This is a genomic window from Streptomyces sp. NPDC001903, assembly GCF_042891345.1.
Classification (GTDB): Bacteria; Actinomycetota; Actinomycetes; order Streptomycetales; family Streptomycetaceae; genus Streptomyces.
On record NZ_JBIASZ010000001.1, the window covers coordinates 418,080 to 438,836 of the forward strand.

The following is a 20,757-nucleotide window of genomic DNA, read 5'->3' on the forward strand; positions in this document are numbered from 1 at the left end:
AATCTCATCGTATGACGCCGATCACCATGGTGGAGGGGCGTCGCATCCCGCTCTCCAACCTCGACAAGGTCCTGTACCCCGAGACCGGCTACACCAAGGGCGAAGTGCTGCACTACTACGCCACCGTCGCCGGTCCGCTGCTGGCCCACGTGCACGACCGGCCGGTGTCGTTCCTGCGCTATCCCGACGGCCCGGACGGCCAGCTCTTCTTCACGAAGAACCCGCCGCCCGGCACCCCCGCCTGGGTGAAAACCACCCCGGTGCCCCGCTCCGAGGACCTTTCGGCCGAACAGGTGGTCGTCGCCGACCTGCCCTCCCTCATGTGGGCCGCCAACCTCGTCGTCGAGTTCCACACCCCGCAGTGGCCGGCCGGCAGCCCGGCCGTCGCCGACCGGCTGATCATCGACCTCGACCCCGGCGCGCCCGCCACCGCCGTCGAGTGCTGCGCCGTCGCGCTGTGGCTGCGCGAGCGCCTCGCCGCGGACGGGCTGGACGCCTACGCCAAGACCTCGGGCTCCAAGGGCGTGCACCTGGCCGTGGCCCTGGAGCCGACCCCGTCCGCGCGGGTGTCGGCGTACGCGAAGGGCCTCGCCCAAGAGGCCGAGCGCGCACTCCCCGACCTCGCCCTGCACCGCATGGCCAAGGCCCTGCGCCCCGGCAAGGTCTTCGTCGACCACAGCCAGAACGCCGCCGCCAAGACCACCGCCGCCCCCTACACCCTGCGCGCACGGGCCCGGCCCACCGTCTCCGCCCCCATCTCCTGGGAGGAGGTCGCGGCCTGCCGCACCCCCGCGGACCTGGTCTTCCTCGCCGACGACATCCCGCCGCGGCTGGAGCGCGACGGGGACCTCTTCGCACCGCTCACCGATCCCGCCCGCGCCCGCCGGCTGCCCGCACTCCCCGGGGGCTGGCCGTGATCCGCGTCGCGCTCGCAGCCTCCGTACGCACCCTCCCGCGCGGGGACGGCCTGGCGTACGAGCCGAAGTTCGACGGCCACCGCCTCGTGATCGTGCGCACCGCCGAGGACGTGGTGCTGCAGGCGCGCTCCGGCCGCGTCGTGACGGCCGCCTTCCCCGATCTGGCGGCCGCGGCCCGGCAGTTGCCGGCCGGGACCGTCCTCGACGGGGAGGTGGTCGTCTGGCACGCCGGCCGTACGGACTTCGCGCTCGTCCAGCGCCGGGCGGCGGCCACGGCCGCGCGGGCAGCCGTACTCGCCCAGAGCCTGCCGGCCTCCTACGCGGCGTTCGACGTACTGGAACTGGCCGGGCTGGACCTGCGCGGGCGCACGTACGAGCGGCGCCGGGCGCTGCTGGTCGACCTCCTGCTCCCGCTGGGCCCGCCGCTGCAGCCGGTCCCGATGACCACCGACCCGGAACTCGCCGCCACCTGGTACGAGACCCTGCCCGCCAGCGGCATCGAGGGGCTGGTCGTCAAGCGGCTGGACCAGACGTACCCGGCGGGCCGGCGTGGCTGGCAGAAGCTGCGGCACACGGAGGTGAGGGACGCGGCGGTCGTCGGCTACACCGGCACCCCGCGGCGCCCCCTCGCGCTGGTCCTCGTCCTGCCGGTCGGGGACGAGACCCCCTTGGTGTCGAGCCCGCTGACGGCGGCACTCCGGGCGGACGTGGTGGCGGTGATGGCCGCCCGCGAGGGCGGGGCCGCGGCCCCGGCGGGGGCCACGGTCACGGCGATCGGGCTCGGCGAGGTGCCCTACCGCCCGCTCGACCCGCCGCTGACGGCCGAGGTCCGCCACCCCTCCACGGCCCGGCACCCGCCGCCGGAGGTGCTCAGGCTGCGGACGGAGCTCTGACGCCGTCGACGCTTCTGATGCCTTCGACGCCGCTGACGCTTGCGACCCGCGCCGTGGCGTGGCGCGGGTCGCAGGCGGGACGGGGGAGCGTCAGGCGTTCCCGGTCGGCTTGTAGACCGGCGGCTCGCCGTGCGGGGGCTGCTGCGGCCCGGGGTACCGGGGCGGGTTGCGGTACCCGGCCTCCCGCTCGGCCCGAGCCTCTTCCTGATGGCTGTTCGTGGTGGAGCCGAAGTTCCCGTAGCCCTGCATCTCGTGCGGGCGCAGGCCGCCTTCGGGGATCTCCACGCCCTCGCGCTCCTCGCGGACCTCGTAGACCGCGCCCCCGTTCGGCAGGTGGGGCTGGCTCTCGGCGGTCGGCGGCGGGGGCTCCTTGGCCCGGACCCGCTGGCCGAGCTTGAAGGCGCCCAGCAGGAAGCCGACCACGATGATCCCGACGACCAGGAACCACGCGATGTTGCTCAGGGTCTGGTCCAGACTCAAGGTCATGTCCATACGCACTATTTTCCCGCATTGGTGCCTGTTTCACCCTGAGTGCGGGGAGAGCTCTGATCCGAGGACCGGGCGACTGCCGCGCCGGATCGGGGGCAGGCGCAACGGCGACCCGCCCGGAAAGGAGTCCGAAAATGCCCCGCGGATCTTCACCCAAACGAGAACGCCAGTACGAGCACATCAAGGAGAGCGCCGAGCAGCGCGGCGAGTCCGAGGAGCGGGCGAAGGAGATCGCGGCCCGGACCGTCAACAAGGAGCGGGCCCGGGCCGGCGAGTCCAAGACCGCCAGCCGGGAGTCGCTGGAGGACATGTCCTCCGGCCGGCGCGGGGGCCTGCACTCCCATTCGGGATCGGAGGGGCCGACGTACGAACAGCTCTACGCGGAGGCCAGGCGCCGCAACATCCACGGCCGCTCCGACATGAACAAGACGCAGCTCAAGCGCGCCCTCGGCGGCTGAGACCCCGGCCGAGACCCGGCACGGGCCGCAGCCCTTCGGCTACCGCAGCGGCCCGTCCGAATCCCGCAGCGCCCGGACCTCGTACCCCCCGAGCACGGCCAGGATCTCCGCGCAGATCGCCAGCGCCGTCTCCGGGGGCGTCCGGGCCCCCAGGTCCAGCCCGATCGGCCCGTGCACCCGCGCCAGGTCCGCCTCCGACACCCCGGCGGCGATCAGGCCCTCGCGCCGCCGCGCGGTCGTCTTGCGGGAGCCGAGCGCGCCGACGTACGGGATCCCGAGCGCGAGCGCGCTCCGTACGGTCGGCACGTCGAACTCCGGATCGTGGCTCAGCATCACCAGGCAGGCGGCGTCCCGGCGCGCCTCCAGCAGCTTCTCGGCCCCGGCGACGGAATCGACGAGTCCGGCCCCCCACCCCAGCAGCAGGGCCTGGGCCTCGATGATCTCGGCGAGCTCGCCGCCCCCGCCGATGACCACGTACGGGGCGGACGGGTACGCCTCGACGAACACCAGCCCGCGCTCCCCGTACAGCGCGTCCCGCCCGGGCCGGCGCGTGGCCAGCAGCTCGCCGGCCCGCCGCTCGGCGTCGTCGGTCGGCGCGTCGACGGCCCGCACCACCTCGCTCACCGCGTGCTCGGCCCGCTCGTCGAGCCGGGTCACGAGCGCGACGCCGACGCCCTCGGCGAGCAGGTCCCACCACGCGGCGGGCACGGCCGACAGCGGCTGCAGCAGGATCTCGGCCCGCCCGCCGCAGGTCAGCTTCGCCTGGACCGCCTCGTCCGCCCCCACCGAGACGTCGCAGACCCGCGCGGTGGCCCCGGCGGCCATGGCCGCGGCCTCGGCCGCCAGCTCGGCGTCGAAGACGCCCCGGTACAGGGCCCCGACGCACTCCCCGCGCGCGTCCACGAGCAGGGCCCCGGCCGGGTCCCGCGGCCCGAACCCCTGCTCGGCCACCGGCCGGGCCAGGAACGCGGCCCGCCCCTCGGCCGCCCACTGCCGCGCAGTCTCCACCAGCTCACGCATCGCCGCCCCATCCTCGTCGTCAGAGCCCGCACCGAAGCACCAGGTCAGCGGCGCAACGCGGCCTCACGGCCAACCTATGCACGCACCCCACCCCTACCCATCCCCCAAAACCCACAGACCCGGACCCACCTGATTCGTACGGACCACCGGGCGCGGCGCCCGACCCGAGTTGCAGGCGGGCGCCGGGAGGCGTTGTTTCGAAGTACGGCAGGGAACGCCGGGGACGACCCTTGGGGATGACCCGCAATGCTCTTCACGGACCGCGACGACGCAGGCCGCAGACTCGGCACCGAGCTCGCCGGGTACGCGGCGGACCACCCCGTGGTCCTGGGGCTGCCGCGCGGCGGGGTCCCGGTTGCCTTCCACGTGGCCCACGCCCTCGGCGCCCCGCTCGACGTGATCGTCGTCCGCAAGCTGGGGGTCCCGTACCAGCCCGAGCTGGCGTTCGGCGCCATCGGCGAGGGCGGCGTACGCGTGATCAGCGAGGACATCGTCCGGCGCGGGCGGCTGAGCGCGCGGGACATGGCCTCCGTGGAGGCGGCCGAGCAGGAGGAGCTGACCCGCCGGGCCGTCCGCTACCGCGCGGGCCGGCCGAGGGAGGACCTCCGCGGCCGGACGGTGATCGTGGTGGACGACGGCATCGCGACCGGCGCCACGGCGGCCGCCGCCTGCCAGGTCGTACGGGCGCAGGGCGCGGCCCGGGTCGTGATGGCGGCCCCGGTGGCCCCGCCGGACGCGCTGGGGCGGGTGGGCGAGGTGGCCGACGAGGTGGTCTGCCTGTCCGCGCCGCCTGGGTTCTCCTCGGTCGGCCAGTGGTACCGGGACTTCTCCCAGACCCCGGACGAGGAGGTCGTCTCCCTCCTCGCCCAGTCCCCGCGCCGGCCGGACCCGCCGGAGCGGGCCGAGGTGGAGGTGCCGGTGGAAGGGGCCGCGGGGCTGCTCCTGCCCGGCGACCTCACCCTCCCGCCGGGCGCGGGCGCGGTGGTCGTGTTCGCGCACGGCTCGGGCAGCAGCCGCAGCAGCCCCCGCAACCGCGCCGTGGCCGCGGCCCTGAACCGGGCCGGACTGGGCACCCTGCTGTTCGACCTGCTCACCCCGGCCGAGGAGGCGGACCGCTCGAACGTCTTCGACATCGAGACCCTGGCCGCCCGCCTCGCCGCCGCCACGGCCTCGCTCCGTACCTGGACCCAGGCCCCGCCGGCCTACTTCGGGGCCAGTACGGGCGCCGCGGCAGCCCTCGCGGCCGCGGCCTCCCCGGACTCGCCGGTCTACGCGGTGGTCTCCCGCGGCGGCCGCCCGGACCTGGCCGGAGCCCGCCTCGCCGGGGTCCGGGCCCCCACGCTCCTGATCGTCGGCTCGGAGGACCACCAGGTCCTCGCCCTCAACCGCGAGGCCCAGACGCACCTGCGCTGCGAGAACCGCCTGGAGATCGTCCCGGGCGCCACCCACCTCTTCGAGGAGCCCGGGGCCCTCCACGAGGTGTCCGCCCTCGCCGAGGACTGGTTCGCCGCCCACCGCCCGCGGCCCGCGGCGGGCGCGGGAGCGGGGCCGCACGGGTGATCGTCGCCGCGACATGGGTCGCAAACTGATCATTTGACCACAAACCGTCCACAATGGCTGCGTTCGTAGCCAGAGGCGCGCGCTGGAAGGCGCGACCCCTCCCAGTCCCGTGAGGACGGTTCTCTTGAGTCATCGAACGATCCGAACCAGACGCCTGAAGTCCGCCACCATGGTCGGGGCGGGCGTGCTCGCCGTGGCGCTCAACGTCGTCCCGACCACGACGGCCATCGCCGACGCGATCCACCGTTCCGGCACCGACAGCGCCGTGGCGCTGCCCGGCCCGGCCGGTGTGGTCACGGGCGGCGACCACGGCGGCAAGCGCGGCCCGCAGGGCCCCCAGGGCAAGCCGGGCCGCCCGGGCCACCCGGGCCGACCGGGAGTCCAGGGCCCCCAGGGCTTCCAGGGCGAGCCGGGCGAGCGGGGTCCCCAGGGCTTCCAGGGCAACCAGGGCTTCCAGGGCACGCCGGGCACCGGCAGCCAGGGCACCCAGGGCTTCCAGGGCGAGCCGGGCGAGCGCGGTCCCCAGGGCTTCCAGGGCAACCAGGGCTTCCAGGGCTTCCAGGGCAACCAGGGCTTCCAGGGCGAGGCGGGTGCGACCGGAACGGTGACCACCTACGTCAACTCCGCCACCGAGGACTCCACGGTGACCGTCACCTGCAACACCGGTGACCTCGCCACCGGCGGCGGATTCCTGACCGCGACGGGCGCCGTGCGCGTCAGCCGCCCCATCGGCACTCCCCCCAACGGGTGGCAGGCCACGACCACGGCCGAGCAGCCGATCACCGCCTACGTGGTGTGCGTCGACTCGACGCCGTAACCCTCCCCGCAGAACGGCGGCGCCCCGGGGCCTCGGCCCCGGGGCGCCGCCGTGCGTGGTGCCCGCTCACACCAGCAGCGGACCGCCGCACCGCGCGGCGCCCTCCTTCATCGCGATGAGGTTGGCCACCACGTAGGAGATGTCGTTCCTCGAGTGCCACTCGCTCGGGAAGTACGTGACCAGCCTCGACGACTGGAACTTGGCCTCGATCGTCGGCACGAAGGTGCGGTACTGGTCGTCCGTGTAGTACCAGAACGAGTTCTCGTTGTAGTACGCCACGTGCGTCGGGTCCTGGTAGGCCCCGCGCCCGTCCGAACTCGGCGTCATCGTCAGGAGCATGCCGCCCGGTGCCAGCAGCCGGTACAGCTCGTTGATCAGCGGCACCTTCGACGGCACGTGCTCCAGGAAGTCCACCGCCCGCATCAGGCCCACCGAACCGTCGGGCAGGTCCAGCTTCCCGGGCAGCGTCGCGACGATGTCGACGCCCTTGCCCGGGTACTGGTCCACGCCCAGGTAGCCGGGCGGCTTGCGGTGGGCCGCGCCGAGGTCCAGCGCGAGCAGGCCGCGCCGCTGGGTCCACGCGAGGGCGTTGGCCTCGATGTACTTGTCGTACAGGACCACCGTCTCGCGCTGGATGTGCGCGTTGATCTCCGGGTCGCTCTGGGTGTTCGCGGGGTGCACCCGCTGGAGGTACAGGCAGCGGTCGATGTGGTGGAAGTCCCCGATGTGGAACAGGCGGCACATCAGGTCCTGGTCGTCCAGGACCGTCCGCGCGGCGTCGTACCCGCCGGCCTGCTCGTAGCTCTCCTTGCGGAACGCCCTTACGTGGTTGGGCGCGTACCAGATGTAGGAGACGTTGTGGGGGGTCGGCGCCAGCGAGACGATCTGCTGCAGCTTGCGGCCGTCGACCTCCACCTCCTCGTACTGCCAGCCGCAGGACTCGTCCCACCGGGTGTCGTCCCGGCTCCCGTCCTCGGTGATCTGCGCGGTGTTGCTGTAGACGAAGACGGCTTCGGGGTGCTCGTCGAACGCCGTGCCCAGCTCGGCCAGGCAGGCCTTCGCCAACAGGTCGTCGTGGTCGAGCTCCACGAGGATCTCGCCGCGGGCGAGTTCGCAGGCCCTGCGCTTGGCCGCGCCGACGCCCTGCACCTCGTCCGCGACCACCACGCGGACCCGGTCGTCGGGCCGTTCCGGCCGCCATCGGGCGCCGCTGTTGAGCAGGACGATCCACTCCCAGTCCTGGCAGGTCTGCGCCTGCAGGGTCGCCAGGCACTCGTCGAGGAAACGAGGCCGGTGGCTGGGGGTGAAAACGGAGAACCTCGGTGTCGCGGTCGACGTCATCTGGTGCTCCCGGCTGGGGTCGGTGTGGATTCCGGCGCAAGGGCCGGTGTGGGTGCGGGACTTGTGGAGTCCCTGAACTGCTCCGGTACGCGGCCGCGCAGGGCGGGATCGGCCGCGACGGCGCGGCCGAACTCCTGCGCGGCCTCGTCGGTACGGCCCTGGTCCGCCAGGATCCGGCCGAGGTGGAGATGGGCCGTGGCCGCCTCCGGCCGGGCGGCGATGGCACGCCTGAGGAGCCCTGCGGCCCGATCGGGCTCGGCCTGCTCGATCAGGACCGCCTCGTTGAAGAGGGCCGAGGGGAACGCGGGGTCGATCTTCAGGGCCTTGTCGTAGGAGGCGACGGCATCGGCCGTCCTGCCCTCCTGCTGGGCGATGACCCCGAGGTTGTACCAGGCGAGCTTGTTGCGGGGATCCAGCTCCACCGCGCGCCCGAGGGTGCGGCCGGCCCCCTTGGGGTCGCCCTGGTTCTGCTGCGCAAGGGCGGCATCCAGCAGTGCACTTGCCTCCTGCGTTCGCAGCCGCGCCGGCGAGGTCTTGGATTCCCGGGCGGGAGCCGGGTGGGGCTGGAGCGCCCATACGGCCACCCCGGCGGAAGCCGCGGCCAAGCCGGCGATACCTGCCCACAGTCGCGTACGTTTCATTTGCCGCGACGTTACGAGGGCGCCCGGGCGATGCCGCCCCATGGCAGGCGGTCAGCGCCCAAGACCACTCGAATGTACGGTCAGACCAGCCAGCCGGCGTCGCGGGCGATGCGGATCGCGTCGACGCGGTTGCGGGCCTTCAGCTTCATCACCACGGTCGTCAGGTAGTTCCGCACGGTCCCGGTGGACAGGTGGAGCTCGCCGGCGATCTCGGCGGCCTCCGAGCCCTGGGCCGCCATGCGCAGCACCTCGGTCTCGCGGTCGGTCAGCGGGCTCTCCAGGCCGTTCCAGGCGGCCACGGCCAGCTTGGAGTCGATGACCCGCTGGCCGGCGACCACCCGGCGGATGGCGCTGGCCAGTTCCTTCGGGGAGTCGTCCTTGAGGAGGTAGCCGGAGACCTGGGCGGCCAGGGCCCGGCGCAGGGTGCCGGGGCGGCCGAGGCTGGTGAGCATCAGGGTCCGGCACTCCGGCAGGTGCTCGTGGATCTGCATGGCGGCGCTCAGCCCGTCGAGCCCCGGGAGGTCGATGTCGATGATCGCGATGTCCGGCCGGACGTCGAGGGCGGCGGCCAGGATCTCGTCCCCGCGCGACAGTTCGCTGACGACCTCCAGGTCGTCCTCCAGGTCGAGCAGGGCGACGAGCGCACCGCGCACCATGTGCATGTCTTCGGCCAGCAGGATTCTGATCACCGTGACGAGCCCCCCGTCCGCGCGGTCGATCTTGTACTTACGATCATAGCAACCGGCCCGGTCCGGAGGCCGGTTGGCGGCCGGCGCGCACCGTCACCTCAGGCGACGAGCCAGCTGCGCTCGCCCTCCGCCGGCTCGTCCGTCTCGTCGAGGTCGCGGTCGACGTCCCCGTGCGCGGGAACCTGCGCCACCAGCCGGAAGAGGGTGCCGGGGCCCCGTTCGACCGTCAGCTCCCCGCCCACCGCCCGCAGGCGCAGTCCCAGGTTCCCCAGGCCGCTGCCGCTGTGCGGCGAGGTGTCGCGATAGCCCTCGGTGACGCCGTCGTTGGTGACGGACAGCGTCATCAGGCCGTCCTCCTCGATGGCGGTGATCTCGCAGTGCACGGCGCGGCTGTGGCGCAGCACGTTGGTGACGGCCTCCCGCAGCACGGTGGCGAGCACCGTGTCCACCGGCGAACTGACCTCCCCCATGCGGATGTCGGTCACCGCGTCGACCTCGGCGGCGCCCAGGACCGACTTGGCCGAGGCGATCTCCTCCTCCAGCGACATGTCCCGGTATCCGCTCGCCACCCGTCGTACGTCGGCCAGCGACTGGCGGGAGATGGCGAGCACGTCCTCGATCTCGTCCATGGCGCGGGCCGGATGGGCCGGGATCAGGCGGTGGATGAGCTCGCCCTTGAGCTGGATCGCGGAGAGGCTGTATCCGAGCAGGTCGTGCAGATCGCGGGCGAAGCGCAGCCGTTCGCGGGTGACGGCGGCGCGGGTGAGTTCGCCGCGGCTCTCGTGCAGGACGCGGACCAGCTCCGACAGCCGGGTCAGGCCGAAGGTGACCAGCCCGGTCAGCAGGGTGGTCTGCACCAGGTAGATGCTGTCGAGTACGGGCCGCCCCTCCAGCAGCGGGGGCACCAGCATGCTGACGCCCACGAAGCCGTACAGGATCCAGCCCAGCCGCGGGGGCAGGAGCAGCAGCAGGGAGCCGGCGAGGAAGCCCGCCATGGCGCCCCACTGCGATTTCAGGGCGATCAGCGGCAGGTAGGTGAAGGCGGCCTGGGCGCCGAGGGTCACGGCCCTGCGGCCGGTGGGCACGCGCTGCGTGCTCGTACGGGAGTGCAGGAGCTGGAGGGCGAAGACCGCACCGAGGCAGCCGAAGGCGGCGGCCAGGGCCGGCCCCTCGACGCCGGCGCTCAGGATGTTCAGGGCGGTGATGCCCACGTAGCAGAGGAGTGCGGCGATGAGGATGACCTGGGCCATCCGGGGTGCGGGTAAGTCCCGGCTCCGTCGCAGAATGCCCTCGACCAGGACCGCCTCCGACGGTCCATCCGAGGACTTGAGGCGGCCAGGCATGTCAATCCCCCTTAAGCGTTCCTCTGTTACACGCCAGGTGTGAGCATAGGGGAGGGGCGTGGGCAAGGGGCGCGAATCGTTCCCTCATACGAACAGCGGGACGGGGTTGAGCTGGTCGTACGGTGTGGGTTCGGCCAGTCGGCCGAGGTGCACGGGGACGTCGAAGAGCCGGCCCGACCCGTACCTCGCCCAGAAGTGCCGCAGTCCCGGTACGACCACTTTCGTCACGGGAAGTCCGAGGTCAGGTCGGCTCTGGTCGAGTACGAGAAGGTCCATGCCTTTGCTCCGGACCAGCTCCGTGACCACGCGTACGTCGTCGAGCAGATCGGTGCCCCGGACCGACGGCCAGTGGCCCGGCGTGCGGGTCTGCGCCATCGGATCGGCCGCCAGATATGGCTGGTTGGCGACGGTGGCCCGCCGCCACCACGACAGCGGCTCCGGATCGGTGATCCGGTATCCGCCGCCGTCCCCGCGCGCCCCGCCGACGGCCGGCAGCAGCTGGCCCAGCTCCGACAGCGCCCGGGACAGCGCCACCCGGGGGTCGAAGTGCGCGCCGAAGCCGAAGACCACGTCCTCGGCGGGCTTGTCGGTCCGCCGGGACAGCGCCGCGAACACCGGGATCCCCAGGTCGGAGGTGAGGTCGAGGGCCCACACCTCCCGGTTCGCCCGGCGCAGGCCGTGGCGGATCCGCTCGACCCACTCGTCCTCGAAGGACCCCAGGTCCACCCCGGGTTGACGGGTGCGGTTGTACCACCACAGGGCCACCGCGTCCCGCTCCACCAGCTCCAGGAAGCCCTGCACCACCGCGTCCTCGGGGCTGCTGCCCGCCGCGTTGCCGTTCGAGTCGGCCCAGGGCTCGTCCGCGGCGGGAGCCGCCCCCCGCCCGAAGTACAGCATCGAGGTGGGGAGCAGCCGCCCGCGTCCCTCGGTGAGCGACCACACCGGGGTCCACTCGGTCGGCCGGGTCTCGTCGAACGGCGCCGGTACGTGGTGGAAGCGGGAGTGCCGCGCGTTCCACAGCTCCCGCTCCGCGAACTGGCGGCGGCTGTAGAGCTGGCAGTCGTTGGGGTGCACGGCCGCCTCGCCCAGGCCGCGCAGGGAGTCGCGGACCACCGGCTCGTCTCCGTGCCGCGTCCCGCTGTAGCGCTCGACCGCCTCGCACAGTGCGCTCGTCCGGGCCTCCTCGGCGGTGCGTCCCTTGCCGCCGCTGAGCGCGCGCAGGCCCGAGCTGAGTCCGGCGAACGAAGCCGACTCCATCGCCAGGTTGTGCCCGGAGGTGTACGCGTGGACGAAGTCCGGGGCGCCGGAGGCCTCGCGGATCTCCTTGACCACCCCGGTCACCGGGTCCACGAGGTGGCCGTACGTACGCAGCATCTGCGCCGGGGTCAGCGCGCGGTCCCCGCCCCCGGTCGCGGCGGCCTTGGGCCGGGACACGGGGACGAAGGGCGCGCCGGCCCGGCGGGCCACCAGGCCGGGGTCCCCGCAGGCCGCGCACTGCGGGAGCCGGGACACGGGGTGGCTGGCGGTGCTCAGGCGCAGGGTGTCGAAAGTACGGATGTGGGCCTGCTCGGCATGGCGCAGCCCGGCCAGCCACTTGGCGGCCTCCAGGACGGCGAGGTTCACCGCGAGCGCGGTCCCGGCCGCCAGCCCGGCGGCCGGCCGCGGCACGGGCCCGTCCAGGCCCAGCGCGCGCCGCACCGGCACCTCGGAGTGACGGTGACCGCGCAGCCGTACGGCCAGGCAGTGCCAGCAGGGGCCGGAGCCGGGCTGGAAGAACGGGCCCACCCAGGGGTCCGTCCCGCACAGCTTCGCCGGCAACCACGGCCGGCCCGCGGCGCGCTGGCGTGCGTCCACGGCGGCCAGCGCGGGGGAGAGGTAGTCCTCGCACAGGACGAGGACCAGGTCGGCGGCGCCGGGGTCCGCGGCGACCGCGATGCCCGACTCCCGGCAGGCCTCGGCCACCGGCCGCGGGTCCACGCCGGGCAGCGCCTCGATCCCGACGGCGGCCCGGGCCAGCCCGGCGGCGGCCATGCCGCCGTCCAGCCCGGCCAGGTCCCAGTACGCCTCGGCCTCGGCCTGCGCCGCCGGGGTGGTGGAGCGGATCAACCCGGCTTCGGCCAGGGAGAGAAGGGCCGCCTCGGCGTCCTCGGCACCCAGGGTGAGCGCGGCCTCCTCCCGGACCGCCAGGGCGGTCCGGGTGCCGTCGAGCAGGGGTACGAGGATCTCCGCCCCGCTCCCGCTCAGGGCGGTCACCCCGCGCCGGGACACCAGGTAGGCCGCGTCGCCGGGGACGACCGTCGGCCGCAGATGGGACTTGAAACCCACCAGCGCCTCGGCGCTGCCCGGCGGGGCCGCAACCGGCACCGCCGGCCGCTCGCGCTCGGCAGCGCTCATGCCCCGAGCCGTCCGGCGATCGGCGCCGCCGGGCCCGTGAGCTGCGTCTGGCTGCAGACGGTGAACAGGGCGTACGCGGTGTCCGGCAGGGCGTCGAGGTTCTCGATCACCAGGCCCGGCCGGGAGGAGCGGACGGGTGTCGGTACGGATCCGGTGCTGGGACTGATACGGGTGTTGGCCGAAAGGCTGGTCATGGCGGTGGCGTTCCCTCTGCGTCGTCGTGGCGCGGGTCGGTCCGTTCACTGACGATTCTGCGAGGATCCGGTGATCGCGGGACAGTGCCCCGGTCACCAGCGAAAGGTGAAGTTTTCACATGGTGCGCCGCCGCCGGCGGACCTGAACGGTCAGCTCCGCCAGCGGACGGGGAGCCTCCGGGGGCCGCGGATGAGCAGGCCTGTGCGCCAGGCGAGGTCAGAGGGGTCGGCGTCCAGTGACAGGGCCGGACAGCGCGCCAGGAGCGCGGTGACGGCCGTACGGGCCTGCAGGCGGGCCAGCGGGGCTCCCAGGCAGTAGTGGATGCCGTGGCCGAAGGCGATGTGCCCGCCCGCCGGGCGGCGGATGTCGAAGCGGTCCGGGTCGGGGAAGCGCGCGGGATCCCTGCCGGCGTCGGCGAGCGCGACCAGCACCAGTTCGCCGCCGCCGGGGACCGGGGTCCCCGCGATCTCCACGGGCCCGGTGGTGAACCGGTACGTGGTGGTCTCGACCGGCCCCTCGTACCGCAGCACCTCCTCGACGGCGTTGTCGACGAGCGAGGGGTCGGCGCGCAGCGCGGCGAGCTGGTCGGGGTGGCGCAGCAGCGCGAGGACACCGCCGGAGATCAGCTGGACGGTGGTCTCGAAGCCGGTGACGAGCAGCAGCCAGGCCATGCCGATGAGTTCGTCGGGGGAGAGCCGGCCGCCGTCCTCGTCGGTGGCGCGGATCAGGGCGCTCATCAGGTCGCCTCGGGGCCGCTCGCGCATCGCGTCCGCCATGCCGACGAGGTAGCGGGTCATCGCGGCCGTGGCGGCGGTCCGGGTGGCCTGATCCGGGCTGCTCAGTGCCTGTTCGGCCCAGTCGCGGAAGGCGGCGCGGTCGAGGGAGGGCACGCCGAGGAGTTCGCAGATGATCCCCATGGCCAGCGGGAACGCGAGGGCCTCGACGAGGTCGGCCGCGCCGGCCGGCCGGGCCAGCATCGCGTCGAGGAGCTCGCCCGTGAGGGCCCGTACCCTCGGGGCGAGCGCCTCGACGCGGCGCGGGGTGAACTCCTTGGCCACCAGCCTGCGCAGCCGGGTGTGGTCGGGCGGGTTCGAGCTCAGCAGGTTCTCGCCCGCGGAGAGCCGGGCCAGCGGCAGCGAGGGCGAGGCGTCCCGCCAGGACTTGGACAGGGAGGGCTCGGCGAGCGCGGCGCGGCAGGCCTCGTGGCCGACCACGAGCCAGGCCTCCGCGCCCTCCGGCACGCGGACCCGGTGCACCGGGCCCCGGGCGCGGAGCGCCGCGTACACCGGATGGGGATTCCTGGTGAACTCCTCACCGAGCGCCCCGAAGTCGGCCGCGATCTCCGCCGTGCTGTCCATTTCCACGGATCAACCTCCTATCGTCCTGCCCCCGTTCCGCCCCGCCGCCCTACCGCACCGGGGTGTTGCGCTTCTCGAACACCTCCCTGGCCACGCCGATCGCGTTCAGCACCCGCGGGAATCCGGCGTACGGCACCACGTGGATCAGCGCCTCCACGACCTGCGCCGGAGTCAGCCCGACGTTCAGGGCCGCGCCGATGTGCACCCGCAGCTGCGGCGCGGTGTCGCCGAAGGCCGTCAGGGCCGCGACGGTGACGAGCTGGCGCCGCCGCGGCGTGAGCCACGGGCGGTGGTAGACGTCCCCGAAGGTGAATTCGACGATGAACCGGCCGAGGTCCGGCGCGATGTCCTTGAGCGACTCGATGACCTCCAGGCCGTGGTGCCCGTCGATCTCCACCAGCTTCTCGGTCCCGCGCACGTAGCGGTCGCGCGCGTCGTCCATGACCGGCGGCTCGAAGGCGACGCCCCGGTCGGCGAAGACCTTCCGGGCGACGCCGACCGCGTTGAGCGCCCGCGGGAACCCCGTGAAGGGGACGATGTGGATCAGGGCCTCGACGACCTCCTCCGGCTCCACCCCGACGTGCAGTGCCGCGTCGATGTGGAAGTCCAGCTGCGGGGCGGTGTCCCCCTGGGCGGCCAGCGCCGCGACCGTCGACAGCTCCCGCTCGCGCAGATCGAGTCCCGGCCGGGCGTAGACGTCGCCGTACGCGAACTCGACGACGTAGCGCCCGAGGTCCGGGGCGATGTCCCGCAGCGACTCGATCACGCCCGCCCCGCGCTCGCCCGAGGTCTCGTGCAGGACGGCCAGCCCCCGCCGGTAGCGGGAGTCGTCCCCGGAGGTGGCCGCGGCCGCGGCCGACGCCGGGTTCAGCAGGCCCTCGGCGAGGCCGATGCCGACGAGGGCGCCCCCGGTGAGGGTGGCGCGCCGGGTCATCTCGGCGGTGCTCCGTACGTCGTTCATGGTGTGTCGTCTCCATCCATCGATGCGAGCGGCACCCTGCCGATCGCGATGACGTTTCCCTCGCTGACGTATCCGTCCGGGTCGCGCAGCGGGCCCGCCGGGTCCTCGGGGTCGAGGAAGGGGGCCCAGTCCCCCGGGATGCCCTCGTCCGCCGCCTGCCGGGCGAAGCGCGCGCAGGCGTTCGCGTAGAACCGGAGGGCGGCCGGGGCCAGCGGAGCGTGGTGCTCCATGAGGACCGTGCGCTGCGTCACGTCCGTCAGGCCGGCCGCCCGCAGCCGGCGGTACAGGTCGCGGCCGCGCAGCAGCTGGCGGGCGTAACCGGGGGAGGCGGCGGACGCCCGGAGGAAATCGGTGATCAGGAACGGGTCCGCCGGGCGGACCGTGCTCAGCGAGCCGTCCACGTCCTTGACCGCGACGAGCCCGCCGGGCCTGGTGACCCGGCGCAGCTCCGCCAGCGCACGCGCCAGCTCCGCGTCGTCCAGGTACTGCGTCGTGTTCGAGCACCAGACGGCGTCGAACATGCCGTCCGCGTACGGCAGGTCCAGGACGCTGCCCTGCCGTACCACCAGCGGTGCGGCGGTGGGGTGGTCCCGCAGCCGCCCGGCGGCGCGCCGCACGTTCTCCGCGGCCAGGTCGACGGCCGAGATCCGGCCCGCCGGGCCGACGAGTTCGCAGATCCGGGGCAGGAACGCGCCGCTGCCGCAGCCCGCGTCCAGGACGTGCCACCCGGGCCGGATGCCGACCCCGTCCAGGGCGTCCAGGTAGTGGGCGGCGCAGGCCTCGAAGTGCGGGTCCACGATCTCCTCGTGGGTGAACGGAAGCCCGGTGGACGTCGCGTACCCCCACCCCGCCTGGTCGGCCGTCAGCATGCCGCCGCCTCCGCTTCCGCCCGTACGCGCGCCTGCGCGAGCAGGCCCGCGAGGATCTCCGCCGTCGCCTCCGGCGCCTCCAGGGGCGCGAGGTGGCCGACCCCGGGGAGGACGACGAGCCGGCCGCGCGGCAGCGCCTCGGCCGTCCGGCAGGCCTCGTCCAGGGAGACGAGCTCGTCCTCGGCGCCGATCACGACCACCGCGGGGAGGTCCGCCGCCCGCAGGGTGGCGGTGGAGTCCGTACGGGCCGCGATGGCGCGCTGCGCCCAGGCGACGGAGCGCGCAGGGGCCGCCAGCGCCAGGTCGCCCACCCGGGCCGTCAGCCGCGGCCGCCGGGCCCGCGTGGTGGCGCCCAGCAGGGAGGGCGTGGTCGCCGCGACGAGCCCGGCCCGCGCCGGCTCGTCGAGGACCGCGTCGGCGAAGCGCAGGCGCCGGCCGGCCGCCTCCGCGGAGTCGGCCGTACCCCTGGCCGCGAGCAGGCCCAGCGCGCGGACCCGGTCCGGATGGCGGCGCAGGAAGGCCATCGCCACGTAGCCGCCCATGGAGCAGCCGGCCAGGGCGACTTCGCCGATGCCCTGCCGGTCCAGCTCCCGGGCCAGGCCGTCGGCCACGCGATCGAGCGAGGGCGGCCCGTCCGGCGGCGGTGCGGCGCCGAAGCCGCACTGGTCGGGGGTGAGGACCTGGTGGCCCGCCGCGCGCAGGACCCGGGCCGTCCCGTCCCACAGGGAGGAGTCGAGGGGCAGGGCGTGGAGCAGGACGAGGGGGAGGGGCAGGGGGAGGGGGAGGGGCAGGGGGAGGCTCATCGCAGCGCCGCCCGCTGCGCGTCGGCGACGAACCGCCGTACGTGCTCGGCCGGCCCGGTGTCCCGCAGCCAGGCGAAGGCCACCGGGGAGGGCGGCAGATCGTGCACCGGCACCACCTTCACGTCCGGCGCGACCACGGCCTCCAGGGACCGGAACGAGAGGTGGACCGCGTACGTGCTCCTGAGCAGCTCCGTCATCGCGGTGAGCGTGGTCATGGCGTGGATCCGGCGGATCGGCCGGCCCAGCGGGGTCCGCGGCGGCACCACCAGGTCCCAGACGTGAGGGGGGAACTCCCCGGGGCACCGGAAGCCCCCGTACTCGGCGACCTCCTCGACCGACACCGAGGCCCGCCCGGCCAGCGGATGGTGGGCTCCGACGAGGACGGCCCGCCCGTCGAAGCCGACCGGCCCGCTCACGGCGAGGTCCGGCTCCAGCGGGTCGTACTTGACGATCATGATGTCCGCGTCACCGGCCCGCAGCGGCCCGAACGGCTCGGTGACCTCGTACGGGACGTACTCGACCGACTCCGGCGCATGGCCGGCGGCCGCGACCAGGCGGGAGGCCAGGTGCGTCGAGCCGTGGACGCCCATGCGGACGGTGCGCGGCGCGGTGCGGGTGGCGGCGGGGGTTGGGGCGGGGGTGGGCATTTCAGACCTCCGTGGTCAGTCCGGCATAGGCCTGGAGTTCGTCCGGGCGGTGGACATCGGTGTCGACGCGCAACATGGCGAGCTGTGCGCCCAGGCCGCTCAGGCGCGGTACGAACCGCAGGGTCAAGCGGTCCCCGGGACCGATCAGCCCGTCCAGGACGGCCTCGGCGAGCAGGTGGTTGACGTGCACGAGCGCCTCGGTGACCGACACCCTCGCGGTGGCGATGAACAGCTCGCGGTGGGCCGGGGGACGGTCCCCCGGGCGGCCGGGCACGGTCACGGTGGCCGAGCGCTGAGCGGTCAGCTCGTGCGCGGCCTCGAAGGTCTTGAGCAGCCGGCGCAGCGTGGCCGTCTCGGCGCCGGGCGCGGGCCCGGCCCAGGCCACCGAGTCGTCCCCGGCGACGTGGGTGAAGGCGAACCGCTCGCGGAGGTTGGCCGGGCTGCCGGCCAGATGGACGGTACGGGTGAACGAGCGCCGCCACGCCTCCCGTTCCCCGGGGGCCAGCGCGAGGGCGAAGGCGCAGGTCTCGCGCACCCACCGGGGCAGGTCGAGCCGGCCGATGACGACCACCGCCGACACCTCCTCGCCCGCGGCGGTCCGGGAGCCGTGGAGCCCGGCCCGTAAGGCGTTCAAGGCCTGCGCGCTGGACAGGTCGAGCCCTTGCGCCAGTTCGGGCCGGGCGGACCGGACGCGGTCCGCGGCCGACTTCAGCAGCGCCGCGGAGGACAGGGGGAAGGGGGTCACAGGAACACCGCCGACAGCAGTGAGGGATCGGGGGCCGGGCGGCCCTTGCCGAGGAGCGAGCAGGCCAGCCGGTAGGGGTCGACGTACGCGTGGCCCCGCCGGTGCGGCTCCAGCACCTCGGCCAGGTCGCCCGCACCGGTTGCGGACCCCGAGCGCCTCAGGAGCCGGGCCGCCACGGCCAGGCAGTGGCGCAGCAGGTCGTGGCGGAAGGACTGCTGCTGCCCGGGGCCGAGGGTCGCGATGAAGTACAGGCGCATGCCGAGCCGGAGCGCGTCGTCGCCGGCGCCTTCGCCACCGGCGCCGTCCCCCGTCGCGGCCCGCAGCAGCGCGCCCGCCGTGTGGTCGCGCCAGCCGCCGTGCCGGGCCGAGGTGATCCTGCCCTCGATGGGCACCCGGCCGATGGGGACCCGGCGCACCGGCGGCCCCAGGCTGGTCAGCACGCGGTGCAGCAGCCGGTAGTCGGCGTCGAGTTCGCGGTCGTACAGCAGGACCACCTCGTCGTACCAGGGCACCAGCGGCAGCAGCTCGCGCAGGGCGCAGGCGAGGTAGTTGGGGCGGCCGTCCGCGGTGACGATCCGGCGCAGCGGCATCCCGTACCGGGTGAGGTCCAGGTAGACGGGGCCCCCGCAGTGCCGCTGGTCGAGGACCAGGCCCACGGCGCCGAGCCGCTGGACCATCTCCTCCAGCCCGAGGCCGGGCGGCTGGTGCTCGCGCAGGCCAGGGTCGTGCATCCCCAGCCGCTCGTAGTGCCCGGCCCACAGCCGCAGCATCCGCTCGCTCGCGGGGTGCACCCAGCCGCCGTGCTCGACGGCGTCCCGGTAGGGGCGCAGGGCCTCGGCGCTCTGGGACCGCTCCTCGGAGCGGTAGCGGACGTACAGGTCCCCGATCTCCTCCTCGGAGAGCTGCGCGTAGTCGGTCTCGCCGCGGGTCCGGTCGAGGTACTCCCAGAAGCCGACGGTCTGTTCGGTCACGTGGTAGGTGGTGTGGCTGTAGCGGTAGGTCACCGCGGCGACGGGGGCGGTGGCCCGGAACATCACGTCCGTCCACAGCAGGCCCTTGAGGTGGCTGGGGGTCAGCGGTTTGGTGGGGGTGACCGTCACCGGGGCCAGCAGGACGTTCTTGCGGGGCGGCACGTTCATCGTTCCTCCCGGTCCGAGGCGTGGGCGCAGACGGTCCGCCGGAGTTCGGCGTACGCGGGCGGGCGGGGTCCGGCGGGCGCCGGGGCGCCCGGCGCCGCCGCCCGTACGCGGGCCAGGAACTCCGGGTCGGCGAAGACCTCGGCGGGGGTGGCCAGGCCCGTCCCGATCCGGGTGACCCCCCGCCATGCGGTGCGGTCGGTGGCGGCCGCGGCGGACGCGGCCGCCCGCAGCGGCTCGGGTACGGGCGGGACGGGCTTGGGCGGGCCGGGCCGGTCGGGTCCGTGGAGCGGCGGTGCCCCGGCGGCGGCGCCCCACTTCTGCGCACGTGACCAGGAGTCGTACACCCCCAGCTCGTACCAGGGCCGCAGGACGCGGTCGGTGAGGTCCGCCGCGGCCAGGCCCAGCCACTCGTCCGCCAGCGGGCGTTCCCCGATCAGGTCCGCGAGCCGGAAGGCGTGCGCGAGGGCGAGCGACAGGCCGCGGCCGAACATCGGGTCGGTGACGCAGGCGGCGTCCCCGACCCGCAGCAGCCCGGCCACCGGACGCTGCCGGCCGGGTCCGGCACCGCGCAGGACGTTCGGCGGCATGGCGATGGCCCGGACCGGGCCGAGCGGCAGCGCCGCGCCCTCGTCGACCCAGGGGGCCAGGTACGGCGAGAGGCGGCAGGCGGCGGTGAAGGCGGCGGGCGTGCGCAGGGCCGCCATCGCCCGGTCGCCGGGCAGGGCGCCGAAGGTGATGGCGAAGACCCCGTTGTCCGCCGGGTGCAGGACGGCGGAGTAGTGGTCCCAGATGCCGCCGGCCGCGTTGCCCCGGTTCAGCGGGCCGGGCGGCGGGCCGCCGGGGTCGCGCAGCCGGTGGAAGCGGCCGAAGGCGTGCAGCCGGCTGGGGCCGGTCAGATCGCCCGCCGCCGGAAAGCCCGCCGCGGCCAGCCAGGACCGGGACGCAGACCGGCGGCCGGACGCGTCCACCACCAGGTCGGCGGGGATCCGCTCGCCCCCGTCCGTGACGACGCCGGTCACGCGCCGCGCCGTCGGCCCGGACGGGGCGGTCAGCACCCCCGCGACCGCGGTGCGGTGGCTGACGGTCACGGAGGGCAGGGCCAGGGCCGCCCGGTGCAGGACGAGGTCCAGGACGCACCGGCGGACGAGCAGCGTGACGAGCTCCTCGTCCCCCGGCTCCGCGGGACCCGGCGGCGCCGCGACGGTGAGGTCGGCGAGCCGGGCCCCCTGCGCCAGCGCCGCGTCGAGCACGGCCGGAGCGTGGGAGCGCAGCACGCGCACGCCCAGCGCGTTCAGGATGTGGTCGTGGCCGGCCTGGGGCACCGAGGGCCGCTCCCACAGCTCGGCGCTCTTGACGAGCGGCCCGTCCGGCGGCGGTTCGCTCCGCTCCAGGACCCGCACCCGGTGGCCGCGCCCGCCGAGTGCCAGGGCCAGGGCGAGGCCGGCGGTGCCGCCACCCGCGATCACGGTGCTCGTCAT

21 protein-coding genes are annotated in these 20,757 nt (G+C 74.6%); 5 read left to right on the top strand and 16 right to left on the bottom strand.

Annotation, left to right across the window (positions count from 1 at the left end; genetic code table 11):
• Positions 1-11: 11 nt before the first annotated feature.
• The gene (gene ligD / locus ACFYZS_RS01930; protein WP_389005767.1) at positions 12-917 is read left to right on the top strand and encodes a non-homologous end-joining DNA ligase; all 906 of its coding nucleotides are present in this window, start codon (positions 12-14) and stop codon (positions 915-917) included.
• The gene (locus tag ACFYZS_RS01935) at positions 917-1,810 is read left to right on the top strand and encodes an ATP-dependent DNA ligase (RefSeq protein WP_389006291.1); all 894 of its coding nucleotides are present in this window, start codon (positions 917-919) and stop codon (positions 1,808-1,810) included. Before ligD ends, ACFYZS_RS01935 begins: the two co-directional genes overlap by 1 nt.
• Before the next feature lie 90 nt (positions 1,811-1,900).
• Here ACFYZS_RS01935 and ACFYZS_RS01940 read toward each other — a convergent pair whose 3' ends face one another.
• Positions 1,901-2,302 carry a DUF6479 family protein gene (locus ACFYZS_RS01940; RefSeq protein WP_389005769.1) on the bottom strand — a complete coding sequence of 134 codons (402 nt, stop codon included), beginning with the start codon at positions 2,300-2,302 and terminating at the stop codon, positions 1,901-1,903.
• Between the two features lie 131 nt (positions 2,303-2,433).
• On the opposite strand from ACFYZS_RS01940, the gene ACFYZS_RS01945 reads away from it, so the two are divergent.
• Positions 2,434-2,757: a plasmid stabilization protein gene (locus tag ACFYZS_RS01945; protein WP_389005771.1), complete on the top strand. Its 324-nt coding sequence runs from the start codon at positions 2,434-2,436 to the stop codon at positions 2,755-2,757.
• A 39-nt stretch (positions 2,758-2,796) separates the two neighbouring features.
• Here the strand turns inward: ACFYZS_RS01945 and ACFYZS_RS01950 are convergent, their stop codons facing one another.
• Positions 2,797-3,777, bottom strand: a complete 981-nt coding sequence (locus tag ACFYZS_RS01950) for an XdhC family protein (RefSeq protein ID WP_389005773.1) — start codon at positions 3,775-3,777, stop codon at positions 2,797-2,799.
• A gap of 246 nt (positions 3,778-4,023) precedes the next feature.
• Here ACFYZS_RS01950 and ACFYZS_RS01955 point away from each other — a divergent pair, with 246 nt between their 5' ends.
• Together ACFYZS_RS01955 and ACFYZS_RS01960 are read left to right on the top strand one after the other, a co-directional pair.
• Complete coding sequence (locus ACFYZS_RS01955) at positions 4,024-5,337, top strand: phosphoribosyltransferase family protein (RefSeq protein ID WP_389005775.1); 1,314 nt, start codon at positions 4,024-4,026, stop codon at positions 5,335-5,337.
• A gap of 124 nt (positions 5,338-5,461) precedes the next feature.
• Positions 5,462-6,154 carry a hypothetical protein gene (locus tag ACFYZS_RS01960; protein ID WP_389005777.1) on the top strand — a complete coding sequence of 231 codons (693 nt, stop codon included), beginning with the start codon at positions 5,462-5,464 and terminating at the stop codon, positions 6,152-6,154.
• Positions 6,155-6,220: 66 nt separating this feature from the next.
• On the opposite strand, the gene ACFYZS_RS01965 is transcribed toward ACFYZS_RS01960, so the two are convergent.
• The 14 genes from ACFYZS_RS01965 to ACFYZS_RS02030 all read right to left on the bottom strand — a co-directional run bounded on the left by ACFYZS_RS01965 (position 6,221) and on the right by ACFYZS_RS02030 (position 20,757).
• Positions 6,221-7,495 (bottom strand): glycosyltransferase, encoded by a 1,275-nt coding sequence (locus ACFYZS_RS01965; protein ID WP_389005779.1) that lies wholly within the window; start codon positions 7,493-7,495, stop codon positions 6,221-6,223.
• Positions 7,492-8,136 (bottom strand): tetratricopeptide repeat protein, encoded by a 645-nt coding sequence (locus ACFYZS_RS01970; RefSeq protein ID WP_389005781.1) that lies wholly within the window; start codon positions 8,134-8,136, stop codon positions 7,492-7,494. The genes ACFYZS_RS01965 and ACFYZS_RS01970 overlap by 4 nt, the downstream gene beginning before the upstream one ends.
• 80 nt (positions 8,137-8,216) lie before the next feature.
• Positions 8,217-8,825, bottom strand: a complete 609-nt coding sequence (locus tag ACFYZS_RS01975; protein WP_078621836.1) for a DNA-binding response regulator — start codon at positions 8,823-8,825, stop codon at positions 8,217-8,219.
• Positions 8,826-8,923: 98 nt separating this feature from the next.
• Complete coding sequence (locus ACFYZS_RS01980) at positions 8,924-10,168, bottom strand: sensor histidine kinase (protein ID WP_389005783.1); 1,245 nt, start codon at positions 10,166-10,168, stop codon at positions 8,924-8,926.
• 84 nt (positions 10,169-10,252) lie between these two features.
• Entirely contained in the window at positions 10,253-12,562 is a 2,310-nt protein-coding gene (locus tag ACFYZS_RS01985; RefSeq protein WP_389005785.1) for a TOMM precursor leader peptide-binding protein, read from the bottom strand.
• Positions 12,559-12,756 (bottom strand): hypothetical protein, encoded by a 198-nt coding sequence (locus tag ACFYZS_RS01990; RefSeq protein ID WP_389005787.1) that lies wholly within the window; start codon positions 12,754-12,756, stop codon positions 12,559-12,561. Before ACFYZS_RS01990 ends, ACFYZS_RS01985 begins: the two co-directional genes overlap by 4 nt.
• Positions 12,757-12,906: 150 nt before the next feature.
• A complete protein-coding gene (locus tag ACFYZS_RS01995) occupies positions 12,907-14,115 on the bottom strand; it encodes a cytochrome P450 (RefSeq protein WP_389006293.1) in 1,209 nt (402 codons plus the stop codon).
• A gap of 49 nt (positions 14,116-14,164) precedes the next feature.
• Positions 14,165-15,076 carry a carboxymuconolactone decarboxylase family protein gene (locus tag ACFYZS_RS02000; protein ID WP_389005789.1) on the bottom strand — a complete coding sequence of 304 codons (912 nt, stop codon included), beginning with the start codon at positions 15,074-15,076 and terminating at the stop codon, positions 14,165-14,167.
• Entirely contained in the window at positions 15,073-15,945 is an 873-nt protein-coding gene (locus tag ACFYZS_RS02005) for a class I SAM-dependent methyltransferase (RefSeq protein ID WP_389005791.1), read from the bottom strand. Before ACFYZS_RS02005 ends, ACFYZS_RS02000 begins: the two co-directional genes overlap by 4 nt.
• Positions 15,939-16,748, bottom strand: a complete 810-nt coding sequence (locus tag ACFYZS_RS02010; RefSeq protein ID WP_389005793.1) for an alpha/beta fold hydrolase — start codon at positions 16,746-16,748, stop codon at positions 15,939-15,941. Before ACFYZS_RS02010 ends, ACFYZS_RS02005 begins: the two co-directional genes overlap by 7 nt.
• Positions 16,745-17,395 (bottom strand): LysR substrate-binding domain-containing protein, encoded by a 651-nt coding sequence (locus ACFYZS_RS02015; protein ID WP_389005795.1) that lies wholly within the window; start codon positions 17,393-17,395, stop codon positions 16,745-16,747. Before ACFYZS_RS02015 ends, ACFYZS_RS02010 begins: the two co-directional genes overlap by 4 nt.
• 1 nt (position 17,396) lies before the next feature.
• Positions 17,397-18,140, bottom strand: coding sequence for a DUF6182 family protein (locus tag ACFYZS_RS02020; RefSeq protein ID WP_389005797.1), 744 nt, complete (start codon positions 18,138-18,140; stop codon positions 17,397-17,399).
• Entirely contained in the window at positions 18,137-19,279 is a 1,143-nt protein-coding gene (locus tag ACFYZS_RS02025) for a hypothetical protein (protein WP_389005799.1), read from the bottom strand. The genes ACFYZS_RS02020 and ACFYZS_RS02025 overlap by 4 nt, the downstream gene beginning before the upstream one ends.
• Positions 19,276-20,757 (bottom strand): NAD(P)/FAD-dependent oxidoreductase, encoded by a 1,482-nt coding sequence (locus tag ACFYZS_RS02030; RefSeq protein WP_389005801.1) that lies wholly within the window; start codon positions 20,755-20,757, stop codon positions 19,276-19,278. Before ACFYZS_RS02030 ends, ACFYZS_RS02025 begins: the two co-directional genes overlap by 4 nt.